Origin of the sequence: Mesorhizobium sp. YC-39, assembly GCF_025753795.1 — a bacterium.
Classification (GTDB): domain Bacteria; phylum Pseudomonadota; class Alphaproteobacteria; order Rhizobiales; family Rhizobiaceae; genus Mesorhizobium.
This window is the reverse complement of record NZ_JAOWPS010000001.1, coordinates 1087358-1108323: the sequence shown is the minus strand read 5'-3', so window position 1 is coordinate 1108323 and position 20966 is coordinate 1087358. Positions and strand designations below refer to the sequence as shown.

At 61.1% G+C, this 20966-nt stretch carries 20 protein-coding genes; 9 read left to right on the top strand and 11 right to left on the bottom strand.

The features are described 5' to 3' along the window. Window positions 1-2: 2 nt before the first annotated feature. Window positions 3-1370: a leucyl aminopeptidase family protein gene (locus OHD62_RS05280; protein WP_263781395.1), complete on the bottom strand. Its 1368-nt coding sequence runs from the start codon at window positions 1368-1370 to the stop codon at window positions 3-5. Between the two features lie 118 nt (window positions 1371-1488). On the opposite strand from OHD62_RS05280, the gene OHD62_RS05275 reads away from it, so the two are divergent. Beyond that, window positions 1489-2310, top strand: a complete 822-nt coding sequence (locus tag OHD62_RS05275; RefSeq protein WP_263782298.1) for a tetratricopeptide repeat protein — start codon at window positions 1489-1491, stop codon at window positions 2308-2310. A 122-nt stretch (window positions 2311-2432) separates the two neighbouring features. Here the strand turns inward: OHD62_RS05275 and OHD62_RS05270 are convergent, their stop codons facing one another. The 9 genes from OHD62_RS05270 to OHD62_RS05230 form a co-directional block, all read right to left on the bottom strand. Next, window positions 2433-3449: a type II secretion system F family protein gene (locus OHD62_RS05270; RefSeq protein WP_263781394.1), complete on the bottom strand. Its 1017-nt coding sequence runs from the start codon at window positions 3447-3449 to the stop codon at window positions 2433-2435. A gap of 12 nt (window positions 3450-3461) precedes the next feature. Then, window positions 3462-4475: a type II secretion system F family protein gene (locus tag OHD62_RS05265; protein ID WP_263781392.1), complete on the bottom strand. Its 1014-nt coding sequence runs from the start codon at window positions 4473-4475 to the stop codon at window positions 3462-3464. Window positions 4476-4498: 23 nt separating this feature from the next. Further along, a complete protein-coding gene (locus OHD62_RS05260) occupies window positions 4499-6013 on the bottom strand; it encodes a CpaF family protein (protein ID WP_263781390.1) in 1515 nt (504 codons plus the stop codon). Between the two features lie 29 nt (window positions 6014-6042). After that, on the bottom strand, window positions 6043-7326 hold the full coding sequence (locus OHD62_RS05255) for an AAA family ATPase (protein ID WP_263781388.1): 1284 nt from the start codon (window positions 7324-7326) through the stop codon (window positions 6043-6045). A 25-nt stretch (window positions 7327-7351) separates the two neighbouring features. After that, a complete protein-coding gene (locus OHD62_RS05250) occupies window positions 7352-8092 on the bottom strand; it encodes a CpaD family pilus assembly protein (RefSeq protein ID WP_263781386.1) in 741 nt (246 codons plus the stop codon). A 14-nt stretch (window positions 8093-8106) separates the two neighbouring features. Then, window positions 8107-9645: a type II and III secretion system protein family protein gene (locus tag OHD62_RS05245; protein ID WP_263781385.1), complete on the bottom strand. Its 1539-nt coding sequence runs from the start codon at window positions 9643-9645 to the stop codon at window positions 8107-8109. Further along, window positions 9642-10454 carry a Flp pilus assembly protein CpaB gene (gene cpaB / locus OHD62_RS05240; protein WP_263781384.1) on the bottom strand — a complete coding sequence of 271 codons (813 nt, stop codon included), beginning with the start codon at window positions 10452-10454 and terminating at the stop codon, window positions 9642-9644. Before cpaB ends, OHD62_RS05245 begins: the two co-directional genes overlap by 4 nt. Before the next feature lie 186 nt (window positions 10455-10640). Further along, window positions 10641-11159, bottom strand: a complete 519-nt coding sequence (locus tag OHD62_RS05235; RefSeq protein WP_263781383.1) for a prepilin peptidase — start codon at window positions 11157-11159, stop codon at window positions 10641-10643. A gap of 169 nt (window positions 11160-11328) precedes the next feature. Beyond that, window positions 11329-11508, bottom strand: a complete 180-nt coding sequence (locus OHD62_RS05230; protein ID WP_263781381.1) for a Flp family type IVb pilin — start codon at window positions 11506-11508, stop codon at window positions 11329-11331. 355 nt (window positions 11509-11863) lie between these two features. Here OHD62_RS05230 and OHD62_RS05225 point away from each other — a divergent pair, with 355 nt between their 5' ends. The 3 genes from OHD62_RS05225 (at window position 11864) to OHD62_RS05215 (ending at window position 13661) form a co-directional block, all read left to right on the top strand. Next, complete coding sequence (locus tag OHD62_RS05225) at window positions 11864-12286, top strand: pilus assembly protein N-terminal domain-containing protein (RefSeq protein WP_263781379.1); 423 nt, start codon at window positions 11864-11866, stop codon at window positions 12284-12286. A 159-nt stretch (window positions 12287-12445) separates the two neighbouring features. Then, window positions 12446-13003 (top strand): TadE/TadG family type IV pilus assembly protein, encoded by a 558-nt coding sequence (locus OHD62_RS05220; RefSeq protein ID WP_263781378.1) that lies wholly within the window; start codon window positions 12446-12448, stop codon window positions 13001-13003. 37 nt (window positions 13004-13040) lie between these two features. Further along, window positions 13041-13661 (top strand): TadE/TadG family type IV pilus assembly protein, encoded by a 621-nt coding sequence (locus tag OHD62_RS05215; RefSeq protein WP_263781376.1) that lies wholly within the window; start codon window positions 13041-13043, stop codon window positions 13659-13661. 118 nt (window positions 13662-13779) lie between these two features. On the opposite strand, the gene OHD62_RS05210 is transcribed toward OHD62_RS05215, so the two are convergent. After that, window positions 13780-14703 (bottom strand): phosphate/phosphite/phosphonate ABC transporter substrate-binding protein, encoded by a 924-nt coding sequence (locus OHD62_RS05210; protein ID WP_263781374.1) that lies wholly within the window; start codon window positions 14701-14703, stop codon window positions 13780-13782. A 151-nt stretch (window positions 14704-14854) separates the two neighbouring features. On the opposite strand from OHD62_RS05210, the gene OHD62_RS05205 reads away from it, so the two are divergent. The 5 genes from OHD62_RS05205 (at window position 14855) to dnaA (ending at window position 20843) form a co-directional block, all read left to right on the top strand. Further along, window positions 14855-16093, top strand: coding sequence for a phosphopentomutase (locus tag OHD62_RS05205; RefSeq protein WP_263781373.1), 1239 nt, complete (start codon window positions 14855-14857; stop codon window positions 16091-16093). Then, window positions 16086-16976 (top strand): bifunctional DNA-formamidopyrimidine glycosylase/DNA-(apurinic or apyrimidinic site) lyase, encoded by an 891-nt coding sequence (gene mutM / locus OHD62_RS05200; protein WP_263781372.1) that lies wholly within the window; start codon window positions 16086-16088, stop codon window positions 16974-16976. Before OHD62_RS05205 ends, mutM begins: the two co-directional genes overlap by 8 nt. Before the next feature lie 154 nt (window positions 16977-17130). Further along, window positions 17131-17904, top strand: a complete 774-nt coding sequence (locus OHD62_RS05195) for an enoyl-CoA hydratase (RefSeq protein WP_263781371.1) — start codon at window positions 17131-17133, stop codon at window positions 17902-17904. A 279-nt stretch (window positions 17905-18183) separates the two neighbouring features. Continuing rightward, window positions 18184-18450 carry a 30S ribosomal protein S20 gene (rpsT, locus tag OHD62_RS05190; RefSeq protein ID WP_008872206.1) on the top strand — a complete coding sequence of 89 codons (267 nt, stop codon included), beginning with the start codon at window positions 18184-18186 and terminating at the stop codon, window positions 18448-18450. A gap of 920 nt (window positions 18451-19370) precedes the next feature. Then, window positions 19371-20843 carry a chromosomal replication initiator protein DnaA gene (gene dnaA / locus OHD62_RS05185; protein ID WP_263781370.1) on the top strand — a complete coding sequence of 491 codons (1473 nt, stop codon included), beginning with the start codon at window positions 19371-19373 and terminating at the stop codon, window positions 20841-20843. Window positions 20844-20966: the final 123 nt, after the last annotated feature.

Sequence of the window (20966 nt, the reverse complement as noted above, 5' to 3'; positions counted from 1 at the left end):
GGCTATGACCGAAAGCGTTTTGAGATCACATTCTCCAGCGCGCGGATGCCTTGCGCTTCGCCGCCGGCCGGACCGTAGGAACGATCGGCCGGGTTCCAGGCGAAGATGTCGAAATGCGCCCAGGAGACCGTTTTCTCGACAAAGCGCTTGAGGAACAGTGCCGCGGTGATCGAACCGGCGAACCCGTCAGTGGTGACATTGTTGATGTCGGCGATCTTCGACGACAGCTTTGCATCATAAGGCCGCCAAAGCGGCATGCGCCACAGCGGATCCTCGACCGCGATCGAGGCCGCCGCCAGTTCGGATGCCAGCGTGTCATCGCCGGTGTAGAAGGGCGGCAAGTCGGGCCCGAGCGCGACCCGTGCGGCCCCCGTCAGGGTCGCCATGTCGACCAGCAATTGTGGCTCCTCGTCATCGGCCAGCGCCAGTGCATCCGCCAGCACCAGCCGCCCCTCGGCGTCGGTATTGCCGATCTCGACGGTGATGCCCTTGCGGCTCGCCAGCACATCGCCGGGCCGGAAGGCGTTGCCGGCGATGGAATTCTCGACCGCCGGGATCAGCACGCGCAGCCGAACCTTCGGCCCGGCGGCCATGATCATCGAAGCGAGACCCAGGACATTGGCGGCGCCGCCCATATCCTTCTTCATCAACAGCATGCCCGATGACGGCTTGATGTCGAGGCCGCCGGTGTCGAAGCAGACGCCCTTGCCGACCAGCGTCACCTTCGGCGCGTTCTTTGGTCCCCAGATCATGTCGATCAGACGCGGCGCATCGGCCGAGGCACGGCCGACCGCGTGGATCATCGGAAAATTCTTCTTGAGAAGATCGTCGCCCTTGGTCACCGACACTTCAGCCTTGTACCTCTTGGCCAAGGTCCGAACAGCATTCTCCAGCTCGTCCGGCCCCATGTCGCTGGTCGGCGTGTTGACCAGATCGCGCGTCAGGAAAACGCCATCGGCGATGCGGCGAACATAAGCCGCTTCAGCGCCGGACGGCAGCGAAAAACGCAGCGCCTTGCCGGGCTTCTTGCCGTAGCGGGTGAAGAGGTAGCCGCCGAGAACCAGTGCAATGGCCGCAAGTTCCGGTTCGGCCAGTGCGGAGGCGAAATGCCAGTCGCCTTCCGGCAAGGCTCTCGCCAGCGCGCCGACAGCAAGTGCGCTGTCGCCCTCGCCGATGCCGAACAGCGCTCCGGCCAGCGCGCCGTTTTCGCCGGGCACGATCAGCGTCCTGCCCGCCTCGCCGGAAAAACCATTGGCTCTCGCCCAGGCGGCCGACGATGGCGCAAGGTCAGCTGCCTCAAGGCCGTCCCTAGCGACCAGATGCACCGGCAACGCGTTCTTCGGTTTCGTCTCGATGAGTTCTACAGGCATCAATGGTCTCCGGCTTTGAGTCGGCGTTTCTTAACTCTCCGTTAGGGTTAACAGAATATTTCTTTGGGAGGGAAGATGGCCACGCAATGGCCGCGCGCACGGATAGAGGCCGATGTTGATGCCGACCAACCGAATGATGCACGCCACGGGAAAACGGCTGATCACCACCGCGCTGATGGTGACGCTTGCAGCCAGTGTCGCCGGCTGCGGAACCAGCAAGCTCACGACCGGCTCGATCGCGCGTTCCAGCGGCAAACCGCTGGAAACCATGGCGGCTGGCGAATTGCACAATGCTACGGTCGCGCTCGGCCAATCCTATGCCAGGAATCCCAACGACAAGCGGATCGCAACGAATTATGCGGCGGCGCTGCAAATGGATGGCGACGCCGACCAGTCGCTCGCCGTGATGCGCAAGCTGGCGATCGCCTTGCCAAAGGACCGCGACGTGCTTGCCGCCTATGGCAAGGCGCTGGCCGCCAACGGCCAGTTCGAGCCAGCTCTCGATGCCGTGCGCCGCGCGCAAACGCCGGAATATCCGGACTGGAAGCTGGTATCGGCGGAGGCCGCCATTCTCGACCAGCTCGGCCAGAAGGACGAAGCGCGCCAGAATTACCGCAAGGCGCTGGACCTAAAGCCGAACGAACCCTCGATCCTTTCCAATCTCGGCATGTCCTATGTGCTGGAAGGCGATCTGCGCACGGCTGAGACCTATATGCGTTCGGCAGCCCAGCAGCCGAACGCCGACAGCCGTGTCCGCCAGAACCTGGCGCTGGTCGTCGGCCTGCAGGGCCGCTTCGACGAGGCCGAGAAGATCGCTTCTCAGGAACTGTCGCCCGATCAGGCGCAGGCGAATGTCGCCTACCTTCGCCAGATGCTTGCCCAGCAAAATGCCTGGAGCCAGCTCAAGGACCAGGACAAGGCAAAGCCCGCCACCAACTGATCGCGCGGCCCTCTGCATCGAACGATGCCAGCCCCGCCAACACTCAATTCGATATGCCGGAAATACCAAGACCGCGTTGCATCCGCACTGCGGCTTTCGCATGTATCGGCGCCTTGGCTCGGCTACTCGCTGCTGGTTTTCGGCTGGTCGCCGAAGATGCCTTGCTGGCTCACCTGGATGCCTGCAGGCCCCAGAATGATGGCGAACAGCACCGGCAGGAAGAACAGGATCATCGGCACGGTGAGCTTGGGCGGCAAGGCCGCCGCCTTCTTCTCGGCGGCGTTCATGCGCATGTCACGGCTTTCGGCGGCAAGTACGCGCAGTGCATGCGCCACCGGCGTGCCGTAGCGCTCGGCCTGGACCAGCGCCTGCGATACCGATTTCACCGATTCCAGGCCGGTGCGGCTTGCAAGGTTTTCGTAAGCCTGCTTGCGTTCCTGCAAATAGGAAAGCTCGGCATTGGTCAGAATGAACTCTTCAGCGAGCGCTACCGACTGTGCACCGATCTCGTCAGCGACCCTGCGGAGTGCCGCCTCTACCGACATGCCTGACTCGACGCAGATCAGCATCAGGTCGAGCGCGTCGGGCCAGGCCATCTGGATCGACTGCTTGCGCTTGGTGGCTCGGTTGTTGACATAGAGCACAGGCGCGTAAAAGCCCGCATAGGCAACGACGATGCAGACGAATATCTTGATCAAAAGCGGCTGCTCGGGCAATCCGCCCAGCACGAACAGGTAAACGGCAGCCAACGCGAAGCCGACAAAAGGCAAGACCAGGCGGAAGAACAGGAAGCGCGTCAGCGGGTTTTGCCCGCGAAAGCCCGCCACTTTGAGCTTCTGCAGCGTGCCTTCATCGGCCAAGGCGCGCCTCAGATCGAGGCGGTCGACGATGTTGCGCATGCCGATCGATTGTTCCTCGCGCAGGCCCTTGCGACGGCGATCGGCCTCGGCGGCCAGCCGCGCGCGCTGCTTGGCGCGCAACTCGTCACGCTCCAGCGCAACGGATCTCATGCGCGTCTTGAGCTGGTTTCCACCAAAGGCGGGCAGCAGCGTGATGGCGGTCGCAAACACGGCGATGGCGACCAGCATGGCAATCAGCAATGCCGGATCCGTAAGGGTCTTGATGACGTGTTCGGTCATGCGCTTTCAATCCTAGACATCGAAGTTCATCATCTTGCGCATCACCAGGATGCCGATCGACATCCAGACGGCCGAACAGCCAAGGATCAGATTGCCGGCGCTGGTGGTGAACAGCGGCATGATGTAGTTCGGGCTTGTCAGGTAGACGAGAAAGGCGACGATGAAAGGCAATGCGCCGATGATCACGGCGGACGCCTTCGCTTCCATGGACAGCGCCTGGACCTTGGCCTTCATTTTCTTGCGGTCGCGAAGCACGCGCGAAAGATTGCCAAGCGCCTCGGAAAGATTGCCGCCGGCCTGGGACTGGATCTGGATAACGATGCCGAAGAAGCTCGCCTCCGTGCAAGGCATGGTTTCGGCCATACGCAGGCTGGCGTCGGGGATCGACAGGCCCATCTGCTGCGAATCGACGATGCGGCGGAATTCGGTCTTGACCGGTTCAGGAGATTCGTTGGCGATCAGGCGGACGGCGTCGTTCAGCGGCAGGCCCGATTTTACCGCACGCACGATGATGTCGAGCGCGTTCGGGAATTCGTTGAGGAAGGCCTTGATCCGGCGAGCGCGGGAAAACGAGACGAACCAGCGCGGCAGGCCGAGAGCGCCGACCAGCAGCACGCCCGGCAAGACAAACAGCGGCGCGCCGATAAAATAAGCAAGAAACGTCAGGACGACGCCGCAGACGGCCGAATAGAGATAGAAGCGCTCGAGCGAGACCTTCATGCCCGCCTGGCGGATCTGGGCCTTCAGCGGCGGCTTCTTGACGATGCGCTGGTTGGATTTCTGCTTCTGTTCGAGTTCCTTCAGCGAGTCCTGCACCGATTTGCGCCGCTTGGCGGCTTCCGCCACGCGATCGCGCGAGGCGTTGACGACGGCACGATCCGTCTCGGCGGTCTTGATCGTCTCGAGCCGCCTGCCGACCTGCTTCTCCTCGCTGATCTGGTTGAACAGAAAAGCATAGGCAACCCCGCCAGCGCTGAAGCCTGCGAGCACGATGAATGCCAATACGGTGGCGTCAATTCCGAACATCGACCCTCGCCCCTGCGGATGCGTCAGTCAGCGCGTTTCTCCATCGCCTCGAGCGCATTGGCGAGACGCTGTTCCTCGCCATAATAGCGAGCACGGTCCCAGAAATGCGGGCGACCGATGCCGGTCGACACATGCTCGCCCAGCAGTCTGCCGTTCGCGTCCTCGCCCTTGATATTGTAGAGGACAATGTCCTGCGTGATGACGACATCGCCTTCCATCCCGATCACCTCGGTGATGTGGGTGATGCGCCGCGATCCGTCACGCAGGCGAGCGGCCTGTATGATCACGTCAATGGAACCGACCACAATTTCGCGCACGGTTTTTTGCGGCAGCGTGTAGCCACCCATCGCGATCATCGATTCTATGCGGTTCAGGCATTCGCGCGGACTGTTCGAGTGGATCGTTCCCATCGAGCCGTCATGGCCGGTGTTCATCGCCTGCAGAAGATCGAACACTTCCGGTCCACGCACTTCGCCGACGATGATGCGCTCGGGCCGCATGCGCAGGCAGTTCTTGACCAGATCGCGCATGGTCACCTCACCTTCGCCTTCGAGATTGGGCGGGCGGGTTTCAAGACGCACGACATGCGGCTGCTGCAGTTGCAGTTCGGCCGAATCCTCGCAGGTGATGACGCGCTCCTCGCGGTCGATATAGTTGGTCAGGCAATTGAGCAGCGTCGTCTTGCCGGAGCCGGTACCGCCCGAAATGACGATGTTGCAGCGGACGCGGCCAATGATCTTGAGAATCTCGGCGCCTTGCGGCGAAATGGCGCCGAACTTGACCAGCTGATCGAGCGTCAGCTTGTCTTTCTTGAATTTGCGGATGGTGAGCGCGGTGCCGTCGATGGCGAGCGGCGGTGCGATGACGTTGACGCGGGAGCCGTCAGGAAGACGGGCGTCGCAGATCGGGCTCGATTCATCGACACGGCGGCCAACCTGGCTGACGATGCGCTGACAGATGTTGAGGAGCTGCTGGTTGTCGCGGAAACGAATGCCGGTCTGCTCGACCTTGCCGTTGACCTCGATGTAGACGTTCTTGGAGCCGTTGACCATGATATCGGCGATGTCGTCACGGGCGAGCAATGGCTCCAGCGGGCCGTAGCCCAGCACGTCGTTGCAGATATCCTCGAGCAACTCTTCCTGCTCGGAAATCGACATCGCGAAATTCTTGATCGCGATGATGTCGTTGACGATGTCGCGGATTTCCTCGCGCGCGCTTTCGGGGTCAAGCTTGGCGAGTTGCGACAGGTCGATCGTGTCGATGAGCGCCGAGAAGACCTGGCTCTTGGTGTCGTAGTAGGTTTCGCTCTTTTCGCGCTGGACCTTTCTCGGCTCTGGCGCCAATGGCGGCGCCTCGACCGCACGGCGCGCGGGCGGCGGCGCAGGCGCGCCAACCGTGCCGGATGGCGGCGGCGCGGGCTTGGCAAGAACCGTCGTTTCCACGGCGTTTGCCGGTGCCGGGGCGGCCGGCGCAGGTGCCGGCTGACGGAATTCCGGCGTGAACCGGCTGCCGTCGTCACTGCCTCTCTTACCAAACATGATCGACTACCAATTCCGCCACGGAAGCATCACTTTTTGTTGCGCGAGAGCTTGCCAAGGAGATTGCCAAGGCCGGCTTTTTTTCTCACCTTGATTTCACTGCGCCCGGTCAGCACATGCGCAATCTCGTTGACCATGGCAACGACCGGGTTCTTGGCATCCATCTCGCCCAGCATGCGCCCGTTGTTGGCGGCGTTTCCAAACAGCAGCGGCTCGAAGGGAATAACCGACATCGGCGAGATGCCGAGCGAGTCGGCGAAGTCGGATGACGCGATCTCCGGACGCTTCGGCACGCCGGCCTGATTGATGATCAGCTTCGGCGGCGGATCGTTCGGTCGAAGCCTTTTGAGCATGTCGACGAGATTCTTGGTGTTGCGCAGATTGGCCAGCTCCGGCGTCGCCGTGATGACGATCTCGTCGGCCTTGGTCAGCGTGTTCTTGGTCCAGCCTGTCCAGACATGCGGAACATCGAGCACCAGAAGCGGCACGCTGCGCTGGGCGGTATCGATAAGCTGCGTGAAGGCGTCGGGATCGAAATCGTAGACCCGGTCGAGCGTTGAAGGCGCTGCAAGCAGCGACAGGTGTTCGGCGCACTGGGCAAGCAGCCGATCGAGATAGACCTCGTCGATACGTTCCGGTGAAAAGACGGCCTCGGCAATGCCTTGAGCCGGATCCTGATCGAAATTGATGTTGGCCGTTCCGAAAGCCAGGTCGAGATCGGCAACGACCACTTCCGACTTGAACAGGGACGACATCGCCCAGGCTACATTGTGGGCGATGGTCGAGGAGCCGACGCCGCCCTTGGCGCCGATGAAAGCAATCGAACGGCCGATCGGCTCGGCTTCCGGATCGACGAAGATCGACGATATCACGCTGACGATATCGGCCATCGACACCGGCGCAATGACATATTCCGAAATACCGGAACGGATGAGCTCGCGGTAGAGGCCGACATCGTTGTAGTGACCGATGACGACGACCTTCGAGGTTGGATCGCAATATTCGGAGAGCTGCGTGAGTTGTTCCAGCAGCTGCTTCGGCTCGCTGCGTGATTCCAGCAGGATCAGGTTCGGCGTCGGCGCCGATTGGTAGAATTCGATGGCGGTGGGGATGCCCCCCATATGGACCTTCAGATGGGCCTTGGCCATACGGCGGTCCTCGCCGGCGCGCTCGACCGGATTGGCAACGCCATCGGTCTCGCAAAATGCCTGGATCGAGATGCGCGGGATCGGCCGCAAGGCCTGCATCGCGGCGATATCCTGTTGCGAGGCTTCGCCGCTATCCAAAGAGGCTTCGTAGGCGAGATTGCTCATGTCCGCTGCTCCAACCCGCGATCGGTCAGTAGTCGACTTCTGTTTCCGGAACCGGCGTATAGAATGGGGCGTTTCGATATCCATCAATGACGACCCCGCGCCTCTCGGCATCGATGGGCGTCTGCTTGCGCGGCCCGATCAGATCGGCCGGATTGGCCATCTGGGCGGCAAGGTTGTTCTGATACGAGCAGCCGAAATCGGCATAGTGCTTGTTTTCCGACGTCTCCAGCAGGTCCTCGGGCCAGCGTCCGCATTTGTCGGTCTGGGCCCTCACCGAGACATAGGCGACGCGGATCGGCGCGGACGCTTCGGGCGAAACCGACTGGTAGGTGGTCACGACGATCCGGCTGCGGCTGATGCCACTGGCAATGGCAAGCCTGGCGAAATCGCGGCCGGCCGCGGTCGCGGCGATCTCGTTGGCCGAGCCACTCGGGATCGCGATGGTCAGGGTGGGAGCGGCACTCTTGTCGTAACCGTCGAGGAAGCCCAGCAGCGTGTCGCGTTGCGAGCGCGTCATGCCGCGATCGCCGGCGCCGACCGGAAGGTCGATCTTCTCGTTCTTCTCCGCGATCACGATCGGATGGTTGGTGCGATAATCGTCCGGAATGGCGCCTACCGTGACGCTGTCGCGCCTGAGGTCGGCGCAGCCGGCCAGCAATGCCGCGAACGCGACCGCCAGGACCGGGATGGCTGGCCGATAGATTCGCAAATGGCCGGACCACACCGCCGCGGTGATCGTCCTTGCCTTCGATGCTGACTGAGACATGTCCGCTTCCCCGCTTACTTGTAGATGAAGCCGACAACGCCGTGATAACGGCCATTGGGCCTGTCGGTCTGCATGGTGCCGTAGACGCGATTGACGCGGCCAAGGAACATGGCGGCGCCATCGCTGGCGGCGTTGAAATTGTCGTCCGGCTTGGCGAGATCGTTGCGCGCCACCGGCTTCACCAGATAGGGAGTGATGATGATGACGAGCTCGCTCTCGTTGCGGACAAAGTCCCTGCTGCGGAATAGCGTGCCGAGGACCGGTATCTTGGTCAGGCCAGGCAACCCCGATACCCCCTGACGAACGTCATCACGAACGAGACCGGCGATCATCATCGAACCGCCGGAAGGCAGTTCAACCGTGGTGTCCGCGAGGCGTTTGCGGATTGACATCAAAGTGAGACCGGGCAACGCGTCGCGCCCTTCGAGGGTTGTGGAGCCCTCCGACGTGGGTTCTGAAACCGACGTCCTCACCTTGAGGCTGATGCGGCCCGCTGAGAGCACCACGGGCTGGAACTCAAGCCCAATTCCATATTCGAGCTTTTCGTTGGTGTAGGTAACCTGGCCCGTCTGGTTGTCGTTGGAAACGTTGTTCGTTCGGGCCGTGATAAGATTGAATTCGCCGCCGACCTTGAATGTCGCTTTTTCACCCGAAACTGCCGTCAGCGTCGGTTCGGCAAGCGTCTTCATGACGCCGCTTTGTTCCATCGCGTTGATATAGGTTTGGAGTCCATTTCCCAGCCCGTCGCCCAGGCTCAAGACTGAATTCGCCGAAATTGGCTTGCCCAATCCGTAATTGGGCGAACTCAGCGCGCCGTAGCTGATGCCATTCAAGCTGCCTTGGCCGATCATGTTGACGCCGAGCTGCTTCATCACCGCGCGGCTGACTTCCGCAACCGTCACCTTCAGCGTCACCTGATCGTCGCCGATGATCTGCAAGAGGTTGACGATCTTGCTGACGCGACGCTCGGCGTCAGGATTGTCGATGGCGACGCCAGACTCGGCCGAACCGCCGGCCGCGGTCTGCGAATATTGGCCCGTGGTCGCCTCGCCGCCGGAGACGAAGATCTCCGCCAAGTCTTGCGCGCGCTTGGCATCCAGGGGGGTGTCAACGGTACCGGTCAGGACGACGTTGTCGTTCAGCAACTCGACCTTGATCTGCGACGTCGGGATGAAGCGCTGGATATAATCCTCGAGCCCGGCGACGTCGCGCTCAACCGCCAGATCCAGGCTGGCGATCTGTTCGCCATTGGGGCCGAAGACGAAGATGTTTGTCTCGCCAACCTGCTTGCCGAACAGATAGATGCGCCTGGCGGTGCGGGTCACCGCATCGGCAACCGTCGGGTTGGCGACGAGAATGTCATAGGCGTCGCTCGGCAGGTCGATGACCACCGATTTGTTCAATCCGAGCTTGACGCGCTGGGTGGCTGTCGAAGCCGTCACATCGGCATTCCTGCCCGCCGCATTCGCCTCGACGAGGCCATGCGTATTCGTTGCAAGGAGAAGGCCGATTGCCGCAGCCAGGGTGACCGGTAGTTTGCCGTTTAGCCTCATTTCCTTGTCCCCACTTCGGAAACTTCGCCCGACTTGATCAATCGCACCGTCCCGCGCCGCCCATTGCCGGAAACAAGATAATCGGCCTCGCCCAGATTCTTCTCCTGGGTGTCGGTGATCGACCGCAGCGCCAAGGTCAGGCGATCCGCCATCTGCTGGGCGACGGTGATGATTTCAGCCTGTTGCGGCGTCAGTTCCAGCGTGGCGGTCTGGCCGACCCTGGTCTTCTTGCCTTCCTCGTCTTCCTGGATGGTCTGGTCGATCGCCAGGACGCGGATGTTCTTGAGGATGGTTTCGGTCGTGAAGCCAGCGGGCGCGCCATTGGCGGCCTCGGATCTGCGGGTCATGATGACGTCGACGAAGTCGTTGGGAAGAATGAAGCCGCCAGCCGAAGTGTCGGCCGATATGGTTGTCGCGACCGCCCGCATGCCGGAGGGCAGGATCGACGACATGAAGCTTTGTCCCTCGCCGACCAGCTTCGAGCGCCGCAGCGGCTCACCAGCATACATCGCCACGCGAGCGACAGCGCCTTTCAGCTTCTCCAGCGCTTCGGGCTCGGCGGCGCGGGTGATGAAATTCGCGTTGATGCCGTTAGCCGGCCAGGACTCCCAACTGATGTTGTTTTCAAGCTGGTTCCCCATCGAAACGTCGCCGGATAGGACAAGGACGTCCTGCAGCGCGATCGCCGGCGCCTGGGGGGACTCGACGATTTGTGGCAGCGGCGGCGCCACCATGTTTTTCGCAACATATCCTGCGCCACCCGCCGCAGCCACCGCCACGCCTAGAATAATCAGTCGGGATGCTGGCATCTGTCCGAACCTCGCCCTTGGCAAACCACGTAGCCAAGCCGGACATTGCAGCGGCAATCGTCAAAACAAGGTTAATGTAATGCTTACGATCGTGATTAATTTAAGGTTTACATAAATTTGAGCGATCCGGCCTGGGACACAAAAAAGGCGGCCAGGCCGCCTCATGCGAACGCCCCGGAAAAGAAGCTAGGCCGCCAGCCTTGCGAGCGCCCATACCATCAACGGCGAAGCCGGATAGGTGAGCAGCCCACCAATGCCAAGTGCGATGCCATAGGGAACGCCTGATGTCTCGTCAGCGAAGTGGCGCAAGAACGGATTTCGACTCGTGATGGCTGCGAGTGGCGATTTCCGATAGACGAGAATGGCAAGCGTCAGCAGGCCGCCGATGAATGTCGAGGCCACGAGATATTCGACGAGATGGACGTTCAGCCCCATCCAAATGGCGGTGGCGGCCAGCAATTTGGCATCGCCGCCTCCCATGCCGCCAAGCGCAAACAGACCGAACGTCACGGCGAGAACGAGGCCGCCGGCGGCAAAATGCCAGCCATAGGTCGCCCAATCCATACCCGTCAATGGCGCAACCAGGGCGAAGACCGCCACAAGCAGCACCGGCACGCGATTGGCGATCGTCATCGACAGCATGTCGGAAATCGCGGCAAAAAGCATGCAGAACGGAAAGACAACGAAGATCAGGGCTTCAAGCATCGGCGTGGCGCCTGTGGGTCAGACTGTCTCTGAGGGCAAGCTGTAACTGGCCCCAGCCTAGGCATGTTGGATTAACGATTGATGAGGCCCGCAACTCAAAATTGGCCGGCACGACGAAAAAGGGCCGCCAATGAGGCGGCCCTTGCTCAAAAACGACGAGACGTCGTTATTACGGGGCAGTACCGGTGTTGACCGAGCTGGCGATCGTGGTGAACTTGCCGTTCAGCGCGGTGCCCAGCTGGCCGGCGCCGACCATGATGGCGAGCGCGATCAGAGCGGCGATCAGACCGTATTCGATAGCGGTCGCGCCGGATTCGTCCTTCACAAAACGTGCAATGAGGTTAGACATCGAGAACTCCTACTCCGAGTGTTACAGCAACTCCGTCAACTTCTCTTAACGGCTGATCGGATGCTGCCAATCTATGGAGAAGCTCTTTCAATCGGCTTAATAAACAGCCTTACCGATTCCTTTCCCGCTTCAAGGACATTGTGTGGTTAACCGTAAACTAAGTGACAGCCAGGAACCTGGGACGCAGGTCCGGGGCCTTGAAAGGCTTGATTTGGGGATTTGATAAAGGGGCGGGCCGCGCCAGGTGATCCCAATGCCCTTGCCCAGCACTTTCCACGGTCTCCATCCGCTTAACCGTTGGTTCACCAATCTCATTCATATTCCGTTGAACAGTACGCCGCCGTGGAGCGCTTCAATGACCGGGCCGAGATCGTCATTTTCGATTGCCGTGTTTCTGGCCGCCGCGGCCTTTGTCGTGCCGGCCAAGGCCGGCGCCGGCATCGAGGTCACGATGAACCAGGCAAAGATCGTCAAATTGTCGCGCCCCGCGGACACGGTCGTGGTCGGCAATCCGGCGATCGCCGACGCCTCCGTACAGGATGCATCGACGATCGTGCTGACGGGCAAGGGCTTCGGCGTCACCAACCTCGTCGTCCTCGATCAGGACGGCAGCCCGATCGTCGACGAACAGATCACCGTCGTGCGGCAGGCCGCGGCGTCGGTACGCATCTATCGACGCGCCGAGGTGCAGACCATGTCCTGCGCGCCCTATTGCGAAAGCTCGTACAAGAGCGAAGCGGAGAAGACCTCCGAAGCCGAGATGAACGCCAGTCGGTAGGCGAGCGGACCGTTCTCTTCTCCATTTCGCTGAAATATCGCTTCGGTTATCGGCCGGTTAAAATCTTTCCGAAGAATTTATCGGCCATCCAAACTGGACCTCAATGGATTTCCGCTAATGATCCTTCCGACACCGCGTCAGGATCGGCAGGAACAGAGTATGGGCAAAGCAGGACGAGCAGGCTTTTTCGGGCGCTTCGTTCGCGACCGGCGCGGCAGCACGGCGCTGGAATTCGCGATGCTTGCCATTCCGTTCGCCCTTCTCGTCTTCGCCATCCTGGAGAGCTGCATTTCATTTGCCGGGCAGGAAGTGATGGCCAACATCACCGACGATGTCGCGCGCCAACTGCGTACTGGCAAGCTAAGGCCGGCCGATGTGTCCGGGACCAAGCTGCGGGATATGATCTGCACCAAATTGGAGATCATGGTCGCCAAGGACTGCCCCGGATTGCTGGTGGATCTGCGTGAATACCCGACCTTCGCCGATGCGGCCAAGGCGGGCTTCAAGATCCAGGACCGCGACATCGTGCTGACGGGCACGGATCCAGTGACTTTTACGGTATCCCCGGGCCTGGCTGAATCAAGGAACATGCTGCGGGTTTTCTACAAATGGCCTGTCATGACCGACTTCATGGCGAAGTCGATGGCCAATCTGAAAGACGGCAACACGCTGCATTTCGCGTCGGTCACCTGGCAGAACGAGCCGTTCGACAACTGAAGCTCTATCGTTGCGTAAGTGGGAAGAGGACAGGGGCATGGTTCGTGCGGGGGCACCTATGGGAATCGCCGGGATCTATTGGAGAGCAAACCGGTTCTGCCGCGATCGGCGCGGCGTCGCGGCCATCGAGTTTGCCTTGATCGTGCCTATCCTGCTGATCATGTATTTCGTGACCATGGAAGCATCGCAGGCCATCGAGACCAGCAAAAAGGTCAGCCGCATCGGCAGCATGGTGGCCGATCTCGTCACCCAGCAGCAGTCCGTCAAGACCGCCGATCTCGATGCGATCATGCAGATCGGCAACTCCACCCTTCAGCCCTACAACCGTTCGACCCCGAAAATCGTCATCACCGCAATAAAGGTGACCAACGAAACGCCCCCGAAGGTGCAGGTCGTCTGGTCGCGCAAGATGGTCGATGGCGCCTTCAGCGCCGACGCAGCGAAGGACTCCATCACGACGGTTCCACCGACGCTCGAGATCAGGGATACCTTTCTCATTCGCGTTGAGAGCAATCTCGTATACGAGCCGATCATCACCTGGACGGCGGACAACGCAAATCGGCTAGGGTTTAGTTCTGTCTTCGCCAAAATACCAATGGGCGAAACTTATTTTCTCAGGGCCCGCAGGAGCCCGACGATCCCCTGCGGCGACTGCTGAAACAACATGGCCGCTAGATCAGGATGACGTTTGGTTGAATCGTCATCCTGATCTAACTCTTTGTTGGAGCATGATCTTTTCCGAAAACCGGTTCCCACTTTTCGGGATCATGCTCTAGCTATCGTTGATGGTCGCTGCCTGACACCAGGCGCACGACGGCCGCGGCCATTGAGTAATCCTGCGGACGGGCAATGGTGAACCCGCCGGAATGTTTCGCTTCCAGAAGATCGTAGATATCCGGCGATATCGATCTGAGGTTGGTGAGGAACACGGTGAGCCGCCGCTTGGCCTCTGGGTCGAGATCGCTGCGAACCGCATGGGGGCCATACCGCAGCAGGCCGGACCTCCACACGATCTGAAGCGCTGTCTTCGAAAGTCCTGCCGCTTCCAGCCTGGCCACGGTGCCGCCCGCAATCTCAGGCCCGTCGTCGGCGGCGGCCGGTATCCAGCCGAACAGGGCATCGGCCTCGCCATCGACCAGCATTGCTTCAGCCGCCGCAGCCGAACTGGCGCGCGTCAGGAACGGAGCGTCCTCGGCGACCTTGACGCCTTCAGCGGCCAATCCTGCAAGCGGCAAGAGAGAGCCGCCGACGCTGTCCGAGGGCGCCATGACGATGCGGTGCGCTTCCATCGACGCCAGATCGGGAACCTTGCCGTCCCGCGCCAGCAGAACCGATCGGATGCCGACGGCGCCGTCGGAATCGACCGGCGCCACGAGGGGTTCGACGCAGTTGCAGCGCTCGGACGCGGTGGCGTAGGCGGTCGCCGAATAGACCGCATATTCGATGCGGGCATCGGCCTGCGCCTCGATCAGCGCCGCATAGTCGCGGGCAACGACGAACTCCACCTTCATGCCAAGCGCCTTGGTGTAGGCGTCCGTCAACAGAGCCAGGCCCGGAACGGTGTTGCCGGCGCCGGCTTCGGCGACGATGCCGATGCGAAACGTACCGATATCATCCCGCCAATCGGCGCGCGCCGGGCCGAGCCAGGAAGCGCCAAGCAGCGCCAGGATGGCAGCGGAGGCCTTCAAGGCATGTTTCATATGTTCCCCCGCCGATTTCCATCGATGCCATTTGGCAACCGCTATGCCTCAACTATCGCGCCATGCCGTTGCCGTTTGGTTTCCGAATTGCCAATGGCGGCGCGGCCCCCTATGTCTTGGCTAACAGACAGAGAATAATGAATTCCTGATAATGGCGCGCGCCTTCCTTTTCGTTCTCGATTCCTTCGGCATCGGCGGCGCAGCCGACGCCGAGCGCTATGGCGACGCCGGTGCCAATACGTTCGGCCACATCGCCATGGCTTGCGCGGAAGGCCGCGCGAATCGGGAAGGCTTGCGCCAAGGACCACTTTTCGTACCCAACATGTTCTCGCTCGGGCTTGCCCGCGCGGCCGAGACCGCGACAGGGCTGAAACTCAGCAACGGCGAGTTGCCGCAGGCGACGGCCTTTCATGGAGCGGCGCAGGAAGTCTCCAGCGGCAAGGACACGCCGTCGGGCCATTGGGAAATCGCCGCCCTGCCGGTCCGCTTCGACTGGGGCTATTTCCCGGACACGGCCCCCGCCTTTCCTGCAGAACTGACCGAAGCAATCATCCGGGAAGGAAAGGTGCCGGGCATTCTCGGCGATTGCCACGCCCCGGGCACAGAGATCATCGAGCGGTTCGGCGAGGAGCACATCCGCAGCGGCAAGCCGATCTGCTACACCTCCGTCGATTCGGTGCTGCAGATCGCCGCCCATGAAACCCACTTCGGCCTGGAGCGGCTCTACGAATTCTGCAAGGTGGTGCGCGGGCTGGTCGATCCGCTGAACATCGGCCGCGTCATCGCACGGCCTTTCATCGGGGAAACCGCGGGCAGCTTCGAACGGACGCACAACCGCCGCGACTACGCCGTGCCGCCGCCGGAACAGACCTTGCTCGACCGGCTGGTGGCGCGCGGCAGCCGGGTCATCGCGGTCGGCAAGATCGGCGACATCTTCGCGCACCGGGGTATCTCGGAGGTGCGCAAGGCTGCCGGCAATATGGCGATGTTCGACAAGGTATTGGGCGCGATGGACGACGCCGGCGACGGCGATCTCGTCTTTGCCAATTTCGTCGATTTCGACACCGAGTTCGGCCACCGACGCGACGTCGCCGGCTATGCGGCGGCACTCGAGGCCTTCGACCGACGCCTGCCCGAAGCACTGGCCAAATTGAAGCAGGGCGACCTGCTCATCCTCACTGCGGACCATGGCAATGATCCGACATGGCGCGGCACCGACCACACGCGCGAACGCATTCCGGTGATCGGCACCGGACCGGGGCTGAAGGGCGGCGATATCGGGCTGCGAACAACCTTCGCCGACATCGGTGAAACCGTCGCCGAGCATCTCGGGCTGGTGCGCGGCCGTCACGGCACCTCCTTCCATGCAATGATAGGCGCCCATGCCTGAGTTGCCGGAAGTTGAAACGGTCCGGCGCGGCCTGCAGCCGGTGCTGGAAGGCGCACGCATCGCCCACGTCGAGGCGCGCCGGCCAGACCTCAGATTTCCGTTTCCGGAAAGATTTTCGGAGCGGTTGACCGGTAAGACGATCATGGCGCTCGGCCGCCGGGCCAAATACCTGACGATGCATCTGGACGGCGGTCCGGTGCTGATCTGTCATCTTGGCATGTCGGGTTCGTTTCGCATCGAAACGGCCGACGCCAGCGACCTGCCGGGCATGTTCTATCATGAGCGTTCGAAAAGTGCCGCACATGATCATGTCGTGTTCGATGTCGTCTCGCCGGAAGGCGTCCGATCGCGCGTGATCTTCAACGACCCGCGCCGCTTCGGCTTTATGCTGTTTTCGGAAGGGCTGGCCGACACGCATCCAATGCTGGCTGGTCTGGGCGTCGAGCCTACTGGCAATGCCCTGGATGGCGCGCTGCTCGCCTCGCTGCTGAAGGGCCGCAAGTCGCCGCTAAAGGCAGCACTTCTCGACCAGCGGCTGATCGCCGGGCTCGGCAACATCTATGTTTCGGAGGCCCTGTGGCGCGCCGGTCTGTCGCCGCTGCGCGAAGCAGGCACCATCGCCAAGGCCGGGAAGAAGGCTGGCGAGCAGGCTGAACGCCTCGCCGCGGCGATCCGCTCGGTCATCGCCGATGCGATCGCCGCCGGCGGATCATCGCTGCGCGACTATATGCAGACCGATGGGTCGCTGGGCTACTTCCAGCATTCGTTCGCGGTCTACGATCGGGAAGGAGAACCCTGCTCCAAGCCTGGTTGCGGCGGCCATATCGAGCGCATCGTGCAAAGCGGGCGATCGACCTTCTATTGCCGGACCTGCCAGCGGTAAGCTAATGCATGTCGCGCAAAAGTGTGCAGCGGTTTTGCGATAGCGACATGCATAAAGACAACAACCTAAAGCGCTTCGCATGTATCCGATTACACGCGACGCGCTTTAGGACCGGTCGACATTCATCGATTGCCTGGAACGAGGAGGCGAAGCCATGGCCTATGAAACCGTCATTGTGGAAACGCGCGGCAAGGTCGGGCTGATCACGCTGAACCGGCCGAAAGCGCTCAACGCGCTGAACTCCGAAGTTCTGAAGGAGGTGGTGGCGGCCGTGAACGGGTTCGGCGCGAATCCCGATATCGGCGCCATGGTCATCACCGGTTCCGAGAAGGCTTTTGCCGCTGGCGCCGACATCAAGGAAATGCAGGCGATCTCCTTTGTAGACGCTTACGTGCAGGACTTCTTCGTCGGTTGGGAAGAGCTCACGCGGACGCGAAAGCCCATCATCGCGGCGGTTGCCGGTTATGCGCTCGGCGGCGGCTGCGAACTGGCGATGATGTGCGATTTCATCATCGCCGCCGACAACGCCAAGTTCGGACAGCCCGAAATCACACTCGGAGTCATGCCGGGCATGGGCGGTTCTCAGCGCCTGACCCGCTTCATCGGCAAGTCGAAGGCGATGGACATGTGCCTGACCGGACGGATGATGGATGCGGCGGAGGCCGAGCGTTGCGGCCTGGTGTCGCGCGTCGTGCCTGCCGGCGAGTTGATCGAGGAAGCGCTGAAGGCGGCAGCCAGAATTGCGGATTTTTCGTTGCCGTCGGTGATGATGGCCAAGGAGGCCGTCAACCGCGCCTATGAAACGACGCTGGCCGAAGGGCTGCGGTTCGAACGGCGCCTGTTTCACTCCCTGTTTGCGCTGGATGACCAGAAGGAAGGCATGGCGGCCTTTGCCGAAAAGCGGAAGCCGAATTTCACCAATCGCTAATGCATGTTGCGCAAAAGCATGCCCTCGGGCTTGACCCGAGGTTTTTGCGACAACGACATGCACAAAAACAGGCCCCTAAAGCGCGTCTCATGAATTCGTTCAAACGCGACGCGCTTCAGGACCCCGGCAGTACCGGCCAAAAAGAGGGCGAAGCGGCGTTGACGCGCCGGAAAAGCTGAACTATAAGCCGCTCCAACCGAGGCGGCCGCGTGGCTGCCCGTTTGTTTTTTGCGCCCTGCGGCATCCCGCGTGCGCCCACCAGATCAGAAGAGAGGCATCATGGCCAACACCTCCTCGGCCAAAAAGGCAACGCGCAAGATCGCCCGCCGCGCGGCGATCAACAAGAACCGCCGCTCGCGCGTGCGGACCTATGTCCGTCAGGTCGAAGAGGCGCTCGCCTCGGGCGACAAGGCTGCCGCGCAGGCTGCCTTCAAAATAGCGGAGCCGGAATTGATGCGCGCCGCGACGAAGGGCGTCGTGCACAAGAACACGGCATCGCGCAAGGTGTCGCGACTCGCCCAGCGCCTTAAAGTGCTGTCGGCCTAATATACCTTTCCTGAACTTGTCTTCTTCAAGCCCGGCCGATCGCGCCGGGTTTTTTCGTTTGCCGGCAAGTACTTAAAAAAGAAAGCCCGCAAACGACACTGTGCGTGGATTTCGAAGTTCCAAATGCTTTGCCGGCATATACATGCCTGCTGATATTCGAAGTCCCCGAAAGGGCCTCCCTATAAAATATAGTATGTCACAAATTATCTATTAATTTCAACATGTTACAGACGGTCGTCCACAGCTTGTTCACATCGAGGGTGAGGGATCGTGGACAATTGGCTGTCAAGAAAATTATTTCAGAAAATTTCGCGCGGTGCGGTCTTTTTCATATTCGCCGGAAAAGGGTTTGAATCACAATGGCTTTGTCAAAATGTGCCGTTGCAGCATAGTGCCCGAACCCGTCTTCGCTAACCAGATTCCTTAAAAATCCGTTAGTCGTGGCCTTGCCCTATCCACAACGATTTCGTTAATGTCTCTCCATCGAGAGGGACGGGCCATCGGCCCTTAAACCCAGCCTGAATCGGCCAGCTGAAAATGGCGGAATTCATGACGTGGATCATTTCCGCGCAGGGTTTGGTTTGTCTCTCGATGCGGTAGGGGACTGGCGTAACTGTACATGGCAGGTCAACGACGCGCCGGCGTTTTCGCCGGGTGGAATTGCTTTGCCTTGGCATGACCAAAACGGGCTGACTCTAAGAGGTCGGCGCCGGTCCCTTGACAACGAGGTGACATTCATTGCCGGCGGCGGCGATGATGTCGCAGCGAAGACACGGTCGCCGGAAACATGGATGCAGGAGGCGTATCCCCGGCGGAAATAAAGGTACAAAAGGACAAGGAACTCTATCATGCAGAGCGGCATCGAAAGGGAGCTTACGGGCGACCTCCCATTTCCTGGAACCTTGATTGGAGGGGGCGACATGTCGGCTTCCAGCGACGCGGAACACAAGTTTGACCGGGTGAAGACCCAGTTGAAGGCGCGTCTGGGAACCGAGGTCTATTCGAGCTGGTTCGGACGCATGAAGGTCGCCGAGGCGTCCCGGGGCATTGTCCGCATCTCCGTGCCCACAGCCTTCCTGCGCTCGTGGATCAACGGCCACTATCTCGACCTCATCGCCGAGCTGTGGAAACACGAGGATCCGGAAATCCTCAAGATCGAGATCGTCGTGCGCACAGCTACCCGCCCCGGACGCAACGGCGTTGAGCCCGAAATGGCCCCGGCGCGCAAGATGACAAAGCAGGCGCAAACGGCGCTGGCCACGGGAACGGCAGGTCCAGGCAGGGTGGAGCGTGCCCCGGCACCTCGCCCAGGCATGCCGGCCGAGGCCGAGTTCAGGCACAATGTGCTCGGTTCGCCACTCGACCCGCGCTACACGTTCGGCTCCTTCATCGAGGGACCGTCGAACCGCGTGGCCTTCGCCGCCGCCAAGGCGGTGGCGGAATCGCAATCGAGCGCGGTGCGCTTCAATCCGCTCTTTCTCCACGCGACGGTCGGACTCGGCAAGACGCACCTCTTGCAGGCGATCGCGGCGGAATCGTTGAAGCAGAATCCGAAATCGCGCGTGGTCTATCTTACAGCCGAATATTTCATGTGGCGATTCGCCACCGCGATCCGCGACAACAACGCGCTGACGCTGAAGGAACAGTTGCGCGACATCGATCTCCTCATCATCGATGACATGCAGTTCCTGCAGGGCAAATCGATCCAGCACGAATTCTGCCATCTTATCAACATGTTGCTCGACAGCGCCAAGCAGGTTGTGGTTGCCGCCGACCGGCCGCCGTCGGAGCTGGAATCGCTCGAACCCCGCGTCCGCTCGCGCCTCAATGGCGGCGTCGCGCTCGAAATGTCGGCGCCGGATTTCGCCATGCGCATCGGCATGCTCAAGCTGCGGCTTGCCACCGCCAAGGCTGATGACGCGTCGCTCGACATTTCCGAGGAGATCCTCAACCATGTCGCCCGCACGGTGACCGGCAGCGGCCGCGAACTCGAGGGCGCGTTCAACCAGCTTCTGTTCCGCCAATCCTTCGAACCGCAGATCACCATCGACCGTATCGACGAGATACTCGGCCATATCTATCGTTCGGGCGAACCCAAGCGGGTGCGCATCGAGGACATCCAGCGCATCGTCGCGCGCCACTACAATGTGTCGAAGACCGAGCTCTTGTCCAACCGGCGTACGCGCACCATCGTCAAGCCGCGGCAGGTCGCCATGTATCTGTCAAAAGTGATGACGCCACGTTCCTTGCCGGAGATCGGCCGGCGTTTCGGCGGCCGCGACCACACGACGGTGCTGCATGCCGTGCGCAAGATCGAGGATCTTTCAGGCGTCGACAACACGCTGGCGCAGGAACTCGAATTGCTAAGAAGACTGATCAACGATCAGGCCTAACCGGCCCGAAAAACGCCTGCCGGCGAACTTCGCCAGCTTTATCCCCAGAAAGCCCGCGTAGCCGACCCGAACCGGTGGCGCGGGCTTGCGTTTGCGGGGTTTTTCCTGTCAGTTTGTGCAGAT